Raw genomic sequence first — 15,679 nt, 5'->3', positions numbered from 1 at the left:
GTGGCCGGGTGAAGATCGCGCTCATGGACTCCGGAATCGGTCTGCTGGCGGCGACCGCCGCGGTACGGCGGCTGCGACCGGACGCCGATCTCATCCTCTCCCTGGACCCCGACGGGATGCCCTGGGGCCCGCGCACCCCGGAGGACCTGACCGGGCGGGCCCTCGCCGTGGCCGAGGCCGCCGCCGCGCACCGTCCGGACGCCCTGATCGTCGGCTGCAACACCGCCACGGTGCACGCCCTGCCCGCGCTGCGTGCCCGGCTCGAACCCGGGGTGCCCGTCATCGGCACCGTGCCGGCGATCAAGCCCGCGTCGGCCGGCGGCGGTCCCGTGGCGATCTGGGCGACACCGGCCACCACCGGCAGCCCCTACCAGCGCGGTCTGATCGAGGAGTTCGCCGGCGGGGTGAGGGTCACCGAGGTGCCGTGCCCGGGACTCGCCGACGCCGTCGAGCACGCGGACGAGACGGCGATCACCGAGGCCGTCCGCGCCGCCGCCGCCCTCACACCCGGCGACGTGACGACCATCGTCCTGGGCTGCACCCATTACGAACTGGTCGCCGAACGCATCCGCGCCGCCGTGCAGCGCCCCGACGCCCCGCGCCTGGTCCTGCACGGTTCCGCCGGAGCGGTGGCCGCCCAGGCGCTGCGCCGGATCGGGGCCCGCCCCGACCCCGGCGCCCCGGCGGAGGGCACCCTGACCGTGCTGCTGAGCGGACGCGAGGGCACCCTGCCCGCGCCGGCGCTCGCCTACGACGAGGGCAGGCTCCTGCGCGCGGTCACGCCCGCCGGCTGACGCGCCGTTCCGCCCGGTCGGCTCAGTCACCCTGCGCGACGAGGTACCCGCGCAGAGAAACATGAGTAACCTCATATCCATGAGGCATCGCCACGGCGAGACCGTCCCACCGTCGAACGTCTGGACCGGCCGTGCCACCAACCGGGTCCAGTGGTTCCTGGCGCTCATCGGCGCCGCCTGCATGGCGCTCGGCATCGCCCTGGCCGTCGAATCGGCCTGGGAGACCGGCGTCGCCCCGCTCGCCATGGCCGTCGTCGGCTGCATCGCGGCGGGACTCCTGGTCCTGTTCGGCACCCTCGCGTTCGTGCACGTGGCGCTGAGAGTCGACGAGGACTGCCTCGAGGTGCGCTGCGGCCACATCGGCGTGCCACGCCGCCGCATCCCCCTCTCCCATGTCGCCGGTGCCGAGTTCGCGCCGCACGTCACCCCGCGCCACTGGGGCGGCTGGGGCTACCGGTGGCGTCCCGAGATGGGCACCGCCGTCGTCGTGCGGCGCGGTGAGGGCCTGATCCTGCGGCTGTGGGACGGGCACACCTTCACGGTCACCGTGGACGACGCGGAGGCGGCCGTCCAGGTCATCAAGGACCGGCTGCGTCCGAAGACACCGGGCCCGGCTCACTGAACCGAACGCTTCGAGCGACCCGCCCCGCCGGGCGGGCGGAGCGTGCCGGGCGATCCGGGGCGCCCGGTGGGCCGAGACGCGGCACGCAGGCCGAGCCCCCGCCGAGCCGGTCGGGCCGCTCGGACCGTCCTGTCCGCGGCCAGGTCACCCGCCGTACACTCCGGGGGGTGACAGCCACCGCAACCTCCGTCGGCGAGTCGGACCGGACAGAGCCGCAGCCCACACCCGCCCCCGGGGCCCTCGCGCGGCTCGTGCGCCTCGTCCCGGCCGCCGCCGCGGCGCTCTCCGGAGTGCTCCTCTACGTCAGCTTCCCGCCGCGCACCCTGTGGTGGCTCGCGCTGCCCGCGTTCGCCGTCTTCGGCTGGGTGCTGCGCGGCCGCGGCTGGAAGGCGGGCCTCGGCCTCGGCTACCTCTTCGGCCTCGGCTTCCTGCTCCCGCTGCTGGTGTGGACCGGCGTGGAGGTCGGCCCCGCCCCCTGGCTCGCCCTGGCCGCGATCGAGGCGCTGTTCGTGGCGGCCGTCGGCGCGGGCGTCGCCGCGGTGTCGAAACTGCCCGGGTGGCCGGTGTGGGCGGCGGCGCTGTGGATCGCGGGAGAGGCGGCACGCGCGCGCGTGCCCTTCCAGGGCTTCCCCTGGGGCAAGATCGCGTTCGGACAGGCGGACGGCGTGTTCCTGCCGCTCGCGGCGGTCGGCGGCACACCGCTGCTCGGCTTCGCGGTGGTCCTGTGCGGCTTCGGTCTCTGCGAGGCCGTACGCCTGGCCGACCGGGCACGCCGCGGCGACGGGGTACGGCGCGGCGCCGCGGCCGTGGCGCTGCTCGGCGTGGCCGTGCCCGTCGTGGGCGCCGTGGCCGCCCGGCCGCTGGTCAGCGACACGGCGGAGGACGGCACCGCGACCGTGGCCGTGATCCAGGGCAACGTGCCGCGCGCGGGGCTCGGCTTCAACGCCCAGCGCCGCGCGGTACTCGACTACCACGCGCGCGAGACGCAGCGCCTGGCCGCGGAGGTGAGGGCGGGCGAGGTGGCACGCCCGGACTTCGTGCTCTGGCCGGAGAACTCCTCGGACATCGACCCCTTCGCCAACGCCGACGCCCGCCGGATCATCGACGAGGCCGCCCGGGCGATCGGCGCGCCCATCTCGGTCGGCGGCGTCGTGGAACGTGACGGGAAACTGCTCAACGAGCAGATCCTGTGGGACCCGGACAAGGGCCCCGTCGACACCTACGACAAGCGGCAGATCCAGCCCTTCGGCGAGTACCTGCCGCTGCGCTCGCTCATCGGGGCGATCAACGAGACCTGGACCTCCATGGTCAGCAGGGACTTCAGCCGGGGCACCGAGCCCGGCGTGTTCACCATGGCCGGCACCGAGGTGGGCCTGGTGACCTGCTACGAGGCGGCCTTCGACTGGGCCGTGCGCTCCGAGGTCACCGACGGCGCCCAGCTGATCTCCGTGCCCAGCAACAACGCGACCTTCGACCGCAGCGAGATGACGTACCAGCAGCTCGCCATGTCCCGGATCCGCGCGGTGGAACACAGCCGGACCGTCACCGTTCCGGTGACCAGCGGCGTCAGTGCGATCATCATGCCGGACGGCAGGATCACCCAGAAGACCGGCATGTTCGTGGCGGACTCCCTGGTCCAGGAGGTGCCCCTGCGCTCCTCCGAGACGCCCGCCACCCGGCTCGGTGTGGCGCCCGAGATCGCCCTGGTGCTGGTCGCCGCCGGCGGACTCGGCTGGGCCGTCGGTGCCGGTGTGCGCGGTCGGCGCGCCCACGCCGTGTAGCCGTACGCCCGTCGCACGCCCCACGAGACCGTCGGGAGCGGCCGGGCCGCCCCGTTAGGGTCGGACCCATGGCTACTCCCGATTTCATCCGCGACCTGCGCGCCTCGGCCGGACACCAGCTGCTGTGGCTCCCCGGAGTCACCGCCGTCGTCTTCGACGACGAGGGCAGAGTGCTGCTCGGCCGACGGTCCGACAACGGGCGCTGGTCGTTGATCGGAGGCATCCCGGACCCGGGGGAGCAGCCCGCCGCCTGCGCCGTGCGCGAGGTCGAGGAGGAGACCGCCGTCCAGTGCGTCGTCGAGCGACTGGTCCTGGTGCAGGCCTTGAAGCCGGTCACCTACGACAACGGTGACGTCTGCCAGTTCATGGACATCACCTTCCGCTGCCGGGCCGTGGGCGGCGAGGCCCGGGTCAACGACGACGAGTCGCTCGAGGTGGGCTGGTTCGCGGTGGACGCGCTGCCCGACATCAAGGAGTTCGGGCAGACCAGGGTCAAGCAGGCCCTGTCCGACGCCCCCACATGGTTCGAACCCACTGGTTCCCGCTGAAGTATGGGGCGTGCCCACATGGGGGGCGGGGTGGACGCTGCCTAGGGTCGGGACATGACCTCGCCCAGCGTCCTCCAGGCCCCCCACGCCTCCTCGCTCGACCTCCACGGCCGCACCGCCCTCGTCACCGGCGCCGCCGGCGGCATCGGCCGCGCCTGCGCACTGCGGCTGGCCGCCGCCGGTGCCGAGGTCAGAGCGGTCGACCGGGACGCCGCCGGTCTCGAAGCGCTCGCCGGGAGCTGCGGGGACCTCGCGGGCCGTGTCGAGCCCCAAATCCTGGACCTGACCGACCTGGACGCCGCCGAACGCGCCGCGGCCGGCACCGACGTCCTCGTCAACAACGCCGGGCTGCAACTGGTGCGCCCCCTGGAGGAGTTCCCGCCGGACGTCTTCCACACCGTGCTCACCGTGATGCTGGAAGCCCCCTTCCGGCTGATCCGCGGCGCCCTGCCCCACATGTACGGGCAGGGCTGGGGCCGCATCGTCAACATCTCCTCCGTCCACGGCCTGCGCGCCTCGGCCTACAAGGCGGCCTACGTGTCCGCCAAGCACGGGCTGGAGGGACTGTCCAAGACAGCCGCCCTCGAAGGCGCCGCCCACGGTGTCACCTCCAACTGCGTGAACCCCGCCTACGTCCGCACCCCGCTGGTGGAGCGGCAGATCGCCGACCAGGCCCGGGCCCACGGGGTCCCCGAGGAGCAGGTGCTCTCCGACGTCCTGCTGCGGGACAGCGCCGTGCGGCGGCTGATCGAACCCGACGAGGTCGCCGAAGCGGTGGCCTACCTGTGCGGCCCGCACTCCGCCAGCCTCACCGGCACCTCACTCGTCCTGGACGGCGGCTGGACCGCGCACTGAACCGGGGTTTTCCACAGGGCTGCCGGGACGGGCGGGTGATGGGGAATCCTGTGAGCATGTCCCGTGATCATGCGCAGTCCGCCGAGACGCCGTTCCTGGAGCTGTTGGCCCGCGGCGCCTCCGCCGACGCCTACGAGCAGCCGGTGCTGCTGGCCCGTGCCGAAGGCGCACCGGCCGAGCGGATCGACGCGCTCGAACGGGCCAAGCACCTCGCGCTGCGGGTGCGCTCGGAGCTGGAGGGCCGGCGCAGGCGCGAGGCCGAGCTGTCCGCGCTGTTCGAGACCGCCCACGACCTCGCCGGACTGCGCGACCTGGACGCGGTGCTGCGGGCGATCGTGCAGCGCGCCCGCTCCCTGCTCGGCACCGACGTCACCTACCTCAGCCTCAACGACCCGGAGCGCGGTGACACCTACATGCGGGTCACCGAGGGCTCGGTCGCCGCCCGCTTCCAGGCCCTGCGGCTCGGCATGGGGGAGGGGCTCGGCGGCCTCGTCGCCCAGACCGCCCGCCCCTACGTCACCGACGACTACTTCAAGGACGCCCGCTTCCAGCACACCGGTGCCATCGACGCGGGAGTGCGCGACGAGGGCCTGGTCGCCATCCTCGGCGTACCCCTCATGCTCGGCCACCACGTCATCGGGGTGCTCTTCGCCGCCGACCGGCGGGCCCGGGTCTTCGAACGCGAGCAGATCGCCCTGCTCGGTTCCTTCGCCGCTCTCGCGGCCGCCGCCATCGACACCGCGAACCTGCTCGCCGAGACCCGCTCGGCCCTCGCCGGTCTGGAGCGGGCCAACGAGATCATCAAGGACCGCAGCGGCGTCATCGAGCGCGCCTCCGACGTCCACGACCGGCTCGCCGAGCTGGTCCTGCGCGGCGGAGGGGTGCACGACGTGGCCGCCGCCGTCTCGCAGGTGCTGGACGGCACCGTGGAGTTCACCGAGGCCGCCGCGGCGCCCGAGTACGCGCTGGAGGCGTCCCGCGCCGACGGCCACGTGGTACGGCACAAGGACGACTGGATCGCCGCCGTCGCCGCCGGTGACGAGCTGTTCGGCGCCCTCGTCCTGCACGGCCACCCCGGCCTCGACCCCGTCGACCAGCTCACCCTCGAACGCGCCGCGATGGTCACCTCCCTGCTGCTGCTCGCCCGCCGCTCCGCCGCCGAGGCCGAACAGCGCGTCCGCGGCGAGCTGCTCGACGACCTGCTCGACGCCCGCGACCGCGATCCGCGCCTGCTGAACGACCGGGCCCGACGGCTGCACGCCGACCTCTCCGCCGCCCACGTCGTCCTCGTCGCCCGCCTCGACGCCACGGCGGCCGACGCCGACCAGGAGGCGGACGCCCGCCGGCGCCTGTGGGCCGCGGCCTCCCACCTCGCCGCGACCCGGCATGGCCTGGCCGCCGCCCGGGACGGCGGCACCGTCCTGCTGCTGCCCCTGGCGGACGGGGACGGGGCCACCGATCTGGCCCGCCGCACCGCCCGGCACCTGGGCCGCGCGGTCCACGAGGCCGTCACCGTCGGCGCCTCCGCCCCCGTACCGGACCTCGCCGCCCGCCCCGACGCCGTGGCCGCCGCCTACACCGAGGCCGGCCGCTGCCTGGACGCCCTGCGTCTGCTGGGCCGGTGCGGGGACGGCGCGGCGGCCGAGGACTTCGGGTTCCTGGGCCTGCTGCTGGCCGGGGACCAGAACGTGCCCGGGTTCGTCGACCGCACCATCGGCCAGGTCGTCGCCTACGACGAACGGCGCGGGACGGAACTCGTGCACACCCTCGACGCGTACTTCGCCTGCGGGATGAGCCCGGCCCGCACGAAGGAGGCCCTGCACGTTCATGTGAACACCGTCGCCCAGCGCCTGGAGCGGGTCGGCCGGCTCCTGGGCGAGGACTGGCAGAGTCCCGAACGCGCGCTGGAGATACAACTGGCCCTCAAACTCCACCGGTTGTCGGCCCCGAGACGGCACTGACCCCCGCACGCACGGGCGTACGGGGGCCGGCGGGCCGGTGACGGGATGGCTCAGACGCTGCGCGCCCGCTGCGCACCGGAGTCGGACACCGGCCTGGTCCCCTCGCCGTCGCCGGGGACCGCGTCGACCTCCGCGAGGTCCCGGTGCCGGGTCTCCCGGGCAACCCCCACGGCGAACAGCGTCAGCACGGCCGCCGCGATGACATAGAGGGAGATCGGCGTCGAGCTGTCGTACTCGGACAGCAGCGCGGTGGCGATCAGCGGCGCCGGAGCACCCGCCGCCACGGAGGCGAACTGGGCGCCGATCGACGCCCCCGAGTAGCGCATCCGGGTCGCGAACATTTCGGAGAAGAAGGCCGCCTGCGGCGCGTACATGGCGCCGTGCAGCACCAGCCCCACGGTCACCGCGAGCAGCAGACTGCCGAAGCGGCCGGTGTCGATCAGCATGAAGAACGGGAACATCCACAGCCCGACTCCGGCCGCGCCCAGCAGGTACACGGGGCGCCGGCCGATCCGGTCGGAGAGCGCGCCCCAGGCCGGGATGACCGCGAAGTGCACGGCCGAGGCGATCAGCACCGCGTTGAGCGCGGTCTGTTTGGAGACGTCGGCCGCGGACGTGGCGTAGACGAGGATGAAGGCCGTGATGACGTAATAGCTGATGTTCTCCGCCATCCGCGCGCCCATGGCGATCAGCACGTCGCGCCAGTGGTACCGCATCACGGCGACCAGCGGAAGCGGCTCGGCCTTCGCCCTGCGCGACTCCGCCTGCGCCAACGCCTGCTTGAAGACCGGCGATTCGTCGACAGAGAGACGAATCCACAGGCCGACCATGACCAGGACCCCGGAGAGCAGGAACGGTATCCGCCAGCCCCAGCTGGTGAACGCCGCGTCCGACAGCAGGGCCGTCAGCAGCGACAGCACACCGGTCGCGAGCAGTTGCCCCGCCGGCGCCCCGGTCTGCGGCCACGAAGCCCAGAAGCCGCGCCGCCGCGCGTCTCCGTGCTCGGACACCAGCAGTACGGCCCCGCCCCACTCACCACCGAGCGCGAAGCCCTGGACGAGCCGCAGCAACGTCAGCAGCACGGGAGCGGCCGTGCCGACGGTCGCGTGGGTGGGCAGCAGCCCGATCGCGAAGGTCGCCCCGCCCATCATCAACAGGCTCAGCACCAGCAGCTTCTTGCGCCCGAGCCGGTCGCCGTAGTGCCCGAACACCAGGGCCCCGACCGGCCGCGCGGCGAAACCGACGGCATAGGTCAGGAACGACAGCAGCGTGCCGACCAGCGGATCGGAGTCGGGGAAGAACAACTCGTTGAACACGAGCGCGGCGGCGGAGCCGTAGAGGAAGAAGTCGTACCACTCGATGGTGGTGCCGATGAGGCTGGCGGCGACGATGCGCTTGAGGTTGTTCGGGGCTGGTGGAGCGGCTGCGGGCGACGACATCGGCACCACTTCCTGGGGATCTGCGGGGACGGTTGCGTGTCGCCACACCGTAGGAAGGCGCAGGTCAGAGGCGTATGTGGTGGGACACCATAGTTCGCAGGCGAGCTATGCGCGCAGTCCCCATGCGTCTTCGACAAGGGGGCTTGGCGGCCTGGAAGGGAGCGGATCGAGCGGTGTCTGTGACGCGTAGATTGACATGATTTGGCGATGGCGTGCTGACTCCCGTGCTGGTTCGGTGCTGACTGAAAGCGCACGTCATCACCTGTCTTCACCCCTCCCCTGCTGACTTGGTGCTGACTACGCTGTGTTGAAGCCCGTCATCTGGGGCCGATCGGACATCCTCTGTCGCCTGGTCCGGCGTGGAGCTGGGCCTGAGAGCTCGAGGACCAGGCGGCCCTGCGACGAACGGAATGGCCCGCCTGCACGTGGTCTGACACTTGATCTTGGTGGTGTCGTAAGCGTCCTCGTACCATCGCGCCAGTTGATAGACCGCAAGGGGCCATTCCTGAGCAAGAGGCGACGGTATCGGTCCAGCACGCCCGTCAGCGCGGTTGCATGGTTGTCACGACAGCCATGCCGCGCCTGCTGGACCGACGACAGATCTGGCGTCGAGTGAGCTGCTTGTCGTGAGTAGGCATGCGGATGGAACGTCGTCGATTGGAATTCCGGTTCGCGGGCTGGGTTAAGGCAGCGACGGCATTCGTCTGCCGCATGGTGCCCGGAGCGCTTGAGGGCGCATTGCGCATGACCGGCGACGCGCCCTGGTCCACGGTACCTATTGGCTCGACAACGCGTCTTCGGCTCAGTCGGTAAGCACTCTCACGCGTCGTACTGAACTCGGAAGTTGCCGTGCTCGGGGATCTGGGACTGCTCCACTTGTTCTGGAACTGGATCGGGCGCTCCCAGGAAGAGACGTACAGGCGCGGCGGGACTGGGTGGAAGGGACACGGTTCGGGGAGGTCAAGGGCTACGACGGCGCCCCGCTGTCCGCACCGGAGCTGCCGCCGGTGCCGTTGAAACCGCGGGGGAGGGTGCGCTGACCTGCGGGAGGGCGTCAGCATTGGTGTCCGCAGGGCGGAGGGCGGCCGGGCCGTACTCGCTGCCTTCCATCTGCTTGCCAAAGGCGTCCAGACAGCCGTCTGGCTCAAACCGGCGCGGTTGACGATTCCACGATGTGGCTGTCTGTGGGCAGGCGTGGCAGGACACTTGCTGACTCAATGCTGACTTTGCTGACGTGCTGTCAGGCGAGGTTGAGGGGCCCTTTGCCCAGTTCCGGCGATCGCGTAGGTGTTTGCAGGATTGGTAGGGGGCGGGCCAATGCTGACCTGCCCGGCGATCGAGTCGGGCGTTGGAGAGGGACAGCGCTGTTCGCGCTGCTGCCTTGTGGGGATCCGACAAGACACTGGTGTCGCCGCTTACCGTCGGCAGCGCGTGCTCGGTCCGATCCGAGGAAGCTGTGCGGGAGAGTAACTGGCAGGTTCTTCGTCTGCTCGTGGTACGCGCTGGCCTTCACCTCTGACCCGCGGTAACGGGCTGAATGGTCTGCTGTGAAACCGAGTTGGTCCGCGACTGGTCCGGATCTCGGTATGTGGTCCGTAGTTCGTGGTGCCGGCGAGTGACCCCCGTGGTACCACATGGCACAGGTTGTAGAGGCCGTCCAGGGGTGTCCATGCCGGACCAGTACGGGTATGGAAGTGCAGGTCAGGGTCTCCTAGTCCAGGAGGGGGCCACCCAGTTGGTGATTGCTGTGTGACAGACGAGTGATACCGCGAAGTCCCGCAGGATGCGTCCGGGCCGGACTGGGTGTGGCATCGCGAGTCGACGAAGCCGCGACGGAGCACTCCGTCGCGGCTTCGTTTTGAGATCCGGTCGGCTGCCGCACACTAGCGGTTGGCGCCCCACCTGCTGTCGGAGCCTCATGACGCTTCTTGGGCGCGCCCCCTTCGCAATCGCACTCGTTGCCGGGAGTGGAGTTCATGCCTCCGAGCCCTCACCGGAAGCCCGCGCCGATCCCGCAGAGTACGTAGGTGTCTCCCGGGAGCAGGCTCCCCTCGGTAAGGGGGAGTGGAGCGCGGTGAAGGCCATTGTCTCGGTGAGGATGTTCAGGTCATCTTCCTCTCGGTTCTGGGAGTGCGTCCCCAGGTGCAATGCTGACGCAGTCAGCCAACCATCCGCCGCGCCGGTGATCGCCATGGACAGTCGGTAGAAGCGGGTGGCGGCGCGATGTCCTCGGTGTCGGCTGCCTGTCGAACGCTCAGGGACGCCCTCTTCGTTGTCGAGGGCGGTGATGTCCTCGGGAAGGCAGAACTCTTCTATTGGGCCGGGTCTCAAGAAAACTCTTCGAGCAGCACCCGGTGGAGACGGTCGGCGTTCAGCAGATGGCCCGGCTCGGCGGTGACCGCTACTGCGGCCTCAAGCGTGCCGAAATTGCGTCGGTGGCGCGGCGGTCTCGTTGAGGAGCTCGTTGGTGCGTTCGTTGACGCTGCGTGTGCTGCGCAGCGGAAGCGTTTCCAGAAGGCTGCGGGCCAGCCGGTAGTCTCGTGCGTACGCGCATCTGCCGGCACCAGCGGCGGCCTCAGAAGACGGGGAGAGGCGGCCAGTGGGCGGCCCTCGCGCAGCACGTCGATCTCGTCCAGGTTGGCAGCGAAGACTGACCGTACGACGCGGCCGCCGCCGAAGACCTGATAGGGGAAACCGACACCGGTTGCCTGGTCGGCCCAACGAGCTCGTGCACGGTAGGCGGTGAGGCGTCAAGCTCCTGATCGTTGATCATGGTCGTGTGGTGGGGAACGCGTCTCGTGCAGCGATCATCAGCGACCGGAGGATCACGGGCCTGTCGGCCGACGTGATCGCTGAACTCGTGTCTGAGCTCGGCCCGTTGTGGCATGAACGGCACCAGGCCAGGCTTGCGTCCAGGCCGCGGAAGCGGACGATCGCTGCCGGGGCCAAGCACCGGCTGGTCTTCGTCGACCGGCTCCTGGCCGCCCTCGTGCACCTCCGACACGGAGTCACCCACGACGTGCTGGCCTGCCAGTTCGGGGTGGACCGCTCCACCATCACCCGCGCCGTCGGTGAGGTGCGGCCCCTGCCGGCCGAGCGCGGCTGCACCCTCAGTCCCGGAGTGCGGTTGCGGACCTTGGCCGAGGTCATCGACCAGCTCGGCGCCAGCGGGAAGACCGGGATCATCGACGGCACCGAGATCCGGGCCCGCCGGCCGGCCGCCGGGCACAAGGACCGGGACAGGTTCATCTCCGGCAAGAACAAGCAGAACGCGGTCAAGACCATGGTAGTCACGGACGGGGACGGCCGCGTGCTCTTCTGTAGCCCGACCAGGCCCGGCAGCTGCGCGGACATCACCCAAGCCCGCCAGCTGGGGCTGGTCAAGCTCCTGGCCGACGGGCCCGCGGTGGAAATCCTCGCCGACGCCGGCTACCAGGGCCTGGGCGCTCAGACCGGCGGCCGGGTGATCACACCGCCGCACCGCAAGTTCAAGAAGAACGCCCCGGACTGGTACGAGGAGATGTACGAGCGCCAGCGCAAGGCGCACTCATCGAGGCGGATCCGTGTCGAGCACGGCATCGCCCACCTGAAGAACTGGCGGGCCCTGGCCCGCCACCTCGGCCGCCGCGAGCACATGAGCGACACCGTCCAGGCCATCGCCAGCCTGCTCTCACACCAGCAAACCGCGAACCTGATGTCGGCACGGCAGACGTGAACACCGAGCCCTACCGCCATCCTCGACGTCTCACCGCTTACCGTGCACGAGCTCGTTAGTAGGTCCGCTCGTTGGAAAGCAGGACCTGGGCGAGGAGCTGCCCGAGGCCATTACCGTCAATGCTCGGTCTGGGCCCGCAGGCGGGGTGCCTCGCGTAGATGACTGCTGGCACTGGTGACGATCGAGCGGTGCGCCTCATCCATGGGGCCGATCAGTGTCACGGTAAGCCAGACCGAGCACGGGAGCATGGCCCGGCCACCGAGGCGTAGGTCGGGTGAGCGGTCCGGTGTCGCTCCTGGTCGCACGCCCGCCAGGTCGAGAAGCAGGAGCAGCGGCGCGAGGTACAGCTGGGAGAGCATTAACACCATGACATATACCCCAAGGCGATCACCGGGTGGTGCCTTCGCATTGCCCAGAAACTGCGTTCGTCCGCGGGCCCCGGCCAGGCTGACCACCGGCCACCTGGTGTGCAGTGCCATCAGTGGTTCGGCGTCCGAGTGCTCCCGCGGCCTCACCCAGAGGACGACCTTCCCAAGCCGTCCTGCCCCTGCATCTGGCCTGCCCCAGAAGGATAATGGGGAAAGCTCGCTGCTGCGACCCGGCTGAGGACTCGGCGTGCCAGGATGATCCGATGGACTATGACCTGACGCGTCTAGGGTGGCGAGAGTTCGAGCACCTGTCTCAGACACTGGCCAAGTGCGTGCTTGGCCCCGGTGTTTCGGTCTTCGGGGACGGCAAAGACGGCGGTCGGGAAGCGACGTTTACCGGTCAGATTCCTTACCCAAACGAGCACCAGCCTTGGGATGGCTATGGGGTGATACAAGCCAAATTTATGCAACGCCCTAAAGGTGGTAGCTCTGGGGTCGAATGGCTTGAGCGTCAAATTGAGGCGGAATTCAAAGCGTGGCTCTACGCATACTCCAAGCGCGGTCGCTTGCCGGAATATTTGATCTTTACAACTAATGTGTCTCTCTCGCCCGTCCCTGAGACCGGCGGAATCGCTCGTATTGATCGACTTATAGCCTCCTACGTCAACAAGTCAAGGATCCCCCTGAAAGGCTGGGCCCTGTGGCATGGAGACGAGATTTGCCGGTTTCTGGACATCTACGAAGGTGTCCGTCGGGCCTTCGCGCATTTCATCACCCCGGGTGATGTTCTTTCACGCCTGCTCACCACGGTCCCCGACGCGGAATCCGAGACCGCCGAACTGATCCGTGCACATGCCGGCAGGGAACTCCTCTCTGATCAGTGGGTACGCCTAGGTCAGGCGGGATCTCAGGCAGACAATCAAAAAATTAAACTCGGTCCGGTAGTGGTCGATTTGCGCGCCACCTTTGGAGAGCGTGATACTCGGCCGGAAACGGAACGGGCTCTAATTTATCAAGACGGGCCAAAGTCATACTCTACCTGTGTAGCCGCATATATCCTCGAACGCGGCGATACGGTTCTACGTCCGTCGCGACACCCCTTGAGCGAAGCGCGCAACGTCGTCTTAATTGGCGGTCCTGGACAGGGAAAAAGTACGCTTGGGCAGTTGATCTGTCAGATTTATCGTGTTGCTCTTCTTGATGAAGAAGGAGAGCACCTGCTCACAACCGAGGCTCGCACAGTTCTGCATTCCCTCCGTCGCGAGTTTGCAGAAATTGGGCTGCACCCGCCCCAGGGTCGCCGGTGGCCCATCCGCATTGCCCTCAACCAGTACGCCAACGCCCTACTCGGCGGCGAGGACGTCAGTCTCATGCGCTTTCTGGCCGACCGGGTAGGCCACCGAAGTTCCGTGCCCGTTACCGGTAGCCACATCAAGCGCTGGTTGCGGACATGGCCGTGTTTGTTGATCTTAGACGGACTTGATGAGGTAGCGTCCCGCCGCGCGCGCGAGGAAGTGATGTCTCGCATATCTGATTTCCTTCTTGAAGCCCGACAGGTCGATGCCGATATCTTCGTGATCGCAACAACGCGCCCGCAGGGTTACAAAGGCGAGTTTTACTCTGGCGATTACGAGGCGCTTACTTTGGTGCCCATGGCGGACAGCGACGCACTGCAGTACGCCGAAAGGCTCGCCATCGCGCGCCACGGTGACGATCTTGATATGCGTGACACTGTGTTGGAGCGAGTCAGAGCAGCGCTATCCGAGGATGGCACCGCTCACCTAATGCGCTCGCCGCTCCAAGTGACGATCATGTCCCTGCTAGTCGAGCGGCGCGCCCGACTGCCGCAGAACCGCTACGAGCTTTTTGACGCCTACTACAACACCATCTACGCCCGAGAGGTGGATAAGCCAGGCGCAACCGGACAGCTCCTTGCAGACAATAGGCTCCAGATCGATTGGCTCCACCAGCATGTGGGGCTGTCGCTACAGATTAGCGCAGCCAAGTCGCAGGAATTGGATGCGGTGATCGAAGATGGCGAACTTCGAGAAGATATCCAACAGCGACTGCTTCAGGAAATCGAGGACCAGGATGCTGCAGGGATCCTGGCTGATAAACTGCTGGAAGCGGCAACCGAACGACTTGTCTTGCTCGTTGCTCCGAATGCGGGTTTTATCGGCTTTGAGGTACGCAGCCTTCAGGAATATATGGCTGCCCGAGCGCTAATCTCCGGACCTGAAGCCGAAATTGTCCCGCGACTTGAATCTCTTACTGCTAGCTACTCGTGGCGCAACACCTGGCTGTTGGCCGCTGCAGGTATCTTTACGCACCGTCCGCACCTGCGCGGCGACCTCGTCAACGCGCTACGTTCGTTTGACTCCAGGGATGCAGTGACGCTGCTTCTGCTTCCTGGGGCGCAGCTCGCGCTCGATCTCCTAGACGACGATTTCAGTCGCCATCACCCGCGCTTTCATAATATGCTAGTCGACTATGCGACTACTCTAATCGGACGGCCTCCACGGATCCATATTCTGCAACATGCCGCACATAGTCTTGCTTCGGCAGCGCAGCTTCATGAGCAAGCCCGTATCCGAATTGAGTACGCGATTCGAGATGCGCTGAGTGCACGCGACGCCCGCTTGCTGACTGCCCTTGCAGTCCTTAGCTGTATGACCCAGGCTACGGGTCCCGGCAGTTCATGGACTAGCCGACTGCTTGCTGCGGCTATTGACAACTTGAGAGCCGAGGAACGCTCGGCCTCGATAGTTTTGTCCAGTGAGTATCTCTCAGGAATGGTTCCCAATCTCCCTCCTCTCGATTTCAATGTGGTCAAGAAATCTGATCTCGCCGAATATGCGCGAGACCACCTATTGCCAGAGAACTTGCTGGAGCTTGGCCCTGCCCGACGTTTCCTTGCAGCGCTTGAAAGACACCCCGTTCATCAGGTTCGAGTCGAGGATATTACCATTCCTGTCGTTGAGTCTTCGCTCCCACTGGATAGTGAAGGGGCGCTCGCCGTCATAGGAGACCAGCAAGCTATCGAGGCGTGCATCAGTGTAGTCAACGCCCAGGATGTCAATTCCTGGCAGATTTCCATGACTTTCACGCAACTTCTCGACTTGCTCGCTCACCCCCTATTGCTCCCTCCAAGCGAGGTTAAAGTGGCCGGATTCGGCTGATCGGCCATGAGTATTCAGCTGGATGGGAAGAGGTTCAGCACCATTCAAGGTGCGGTCAACAGTGAGTTCCCATTTGGCGAGCCACTCGGCTGCGATCGGGCAGGGCATGGGTGCGGAGGAAAAGTCCACCGAGGGCCTGCGGGGATGCTCCCGCGTGAAGCGTTTCGAGTCAGCTACACGATAGGGGCAGTGCTTATTGAGCATTTCAGGATGAGGTTTGGTCTCTTCGTAAGCAGATGATGCTACATGCAAGTTGGAGCAGTCCGACCCTCGGCGAAAGCGTCGATTTCCTGGTGGACGGCGGTGCGGGCCTCGTCCGTGGGTGCGGAGAGACAGGGCCAGACGGCCAGCGCGGCAGCCAGGCGCCCCCTGAGTAGCTCCGTGGCCGGTGCTCTCCGGGGCCTGACCGCTGAGTGC

Annotated in this window: 9 protein-coding genes and 1 pseudogene; 9 read left to right on the top strand and 1 reads right to left on the bottom strand. The window is 68.1% G+C overall.

Going from position 1 to position 15,679, the window contains the following annotated elements:
• The first annotated feature begins 8 nt into the window (after window positions 1-8).
• From ACIRGB_RS19475 to ACIRGB_RS19450, 6 genes are all read left to right on the top strand, one after another.
• Window positions 9-794, top strand: coding sequence for a glutamate racemase (locus tag ACIRGB_RS19475; RefSeq protein WP_403866194.1), 786 nt, complete (start codon window positions 9-11; stop codon window positions 792-794).
• Window positions 795-873: 79 nt separating this feature from the next.
• Window positions 874-1,416, top strand: a complete 543-nt coding sequence (locus tag ACIRGB_RS19470; protein ID WP_403866191.1) for a hypothetical protein — start codon at window positions 874-876, stop codon at window positions 1,414-1,416.
• A 167-nt stretch (window positions 1,417-1,583) separates the two neighbouring features.
• Window positions 1,584-3,197: an apolipoprotein N-acyltransferase gene (gene lnt / locus ACIRGB_RS19465; RefSeq protein ID WP_403866188.1), complete on the top strand. Its 1,614-nt coding sequence runs from the start codon at window positions 1,584-1,586 to the stop codon at window positions 3,195-3,197.
• 68 nt (window positions 3,198-3,265) lie between these two features.
• Window positions 3,266-3,745, top strand: a complete 480-nt coding sequence (locus ACIRGB_RS19460; protein WP_403866184.1) for an NUDIX hydrolase — start codon at window positions 3,266-3,268, stop codon at window positions 3,743-3,745.
• A gap of 54 nt (window positions 3,746-3,799) precedes the next feature.
• Window positions 3,800-4,600, top strand: a complete 801-nt coding sequence (locus ACIRGB_RS19455) for a 3-hydroxybutyrate dehydrogenase (RefSeq protein WP_403866181.1) — start codon at window positions 3,800-3,802, stop codon at window positions 4,598-4,600.
• Between the two features lie 56 nt (window positions 4,601-4,656).
• Window positions 4,657-6,561, top strand: coding sequence for a helix-turn-helix domain-containing protein (locus ACIRGB_RS19450; protein ID WP_403866178.1), 1,905 nt, complete (start codon window positions 4,657-4,659; stop codon window positions 6,559-6,561).
• 50 nt (window positions 6,562-6,611) lie between these two features.
• Here ACIRGB_RS19450 and ACIRGB_RS19445 read toward each other — a convergent pair whose 3' ends face one another.
• A complete protein-coding gene (locus ACIRGB_RS19445) occupies window positions 6,612-8,000 on the bottom strand; it encodes an MFS transporter (protein ID WP_403866175.1) in 1,389 nt (462 codons plus the stop codon).
• An 870-nt stretch (window positions 8,001-8,870) separates the two neighbouring features.
• Here ACIRGB_RS19445 and ACIRGB_RS19440 point away from each other — a divergent pair.
• From ACIRGB_RS19440 to ACIRGB_RS19430, 3 genes and pseudogenes are all read left to right on the top strand, one after another.
• A pseudogene (locus ACIRGB_RS19440) lies at window positions 8,871-9,040 on the top strand (pirin family protein); the annotation flags it as partial.
• A gap of 1,820 nt (window positions 9,041-10,860) precedes the next feature.
• Window positions 10,861-11,715, top strand: a complete 855-nt coding sequence (locus ACIRGB_RS19435) for a transposase family protein (protein ID WP_403866172.1) — start codon at window positions 10,861-10,863, stop codon at window positions 11,713-11,715.
• Between the two features lie 631 nt (window positions 11,716-12,346).
• Window positions 12,347-15,262 (top strand): NACHT domain-containing protein, encoded by a 2,916-nt coding sequence (locus ACIRGB_RS19430; protein ID WP_403866169.1) that lies wholly within the window; start codon window positions 12,347-12,349, stop codon window positions 15,260-15,262.
• Window positions 15,263-15,679: the final 417 nt, after the last annotated feature.

It is taken from the genome of Streptomyces sp. NPDC102490 (genome assembly GCF_044765285.1).
Lineage (GTDB): Bacteria > Actinomycetota > Actinomycetes > Streptomycetales > Streptomycetaceae > Streptomyces.
Note: the sequence above shows the minus strand (reverse complement) of the source record. Positions and strands in the feature narration are given on the sequence as shown.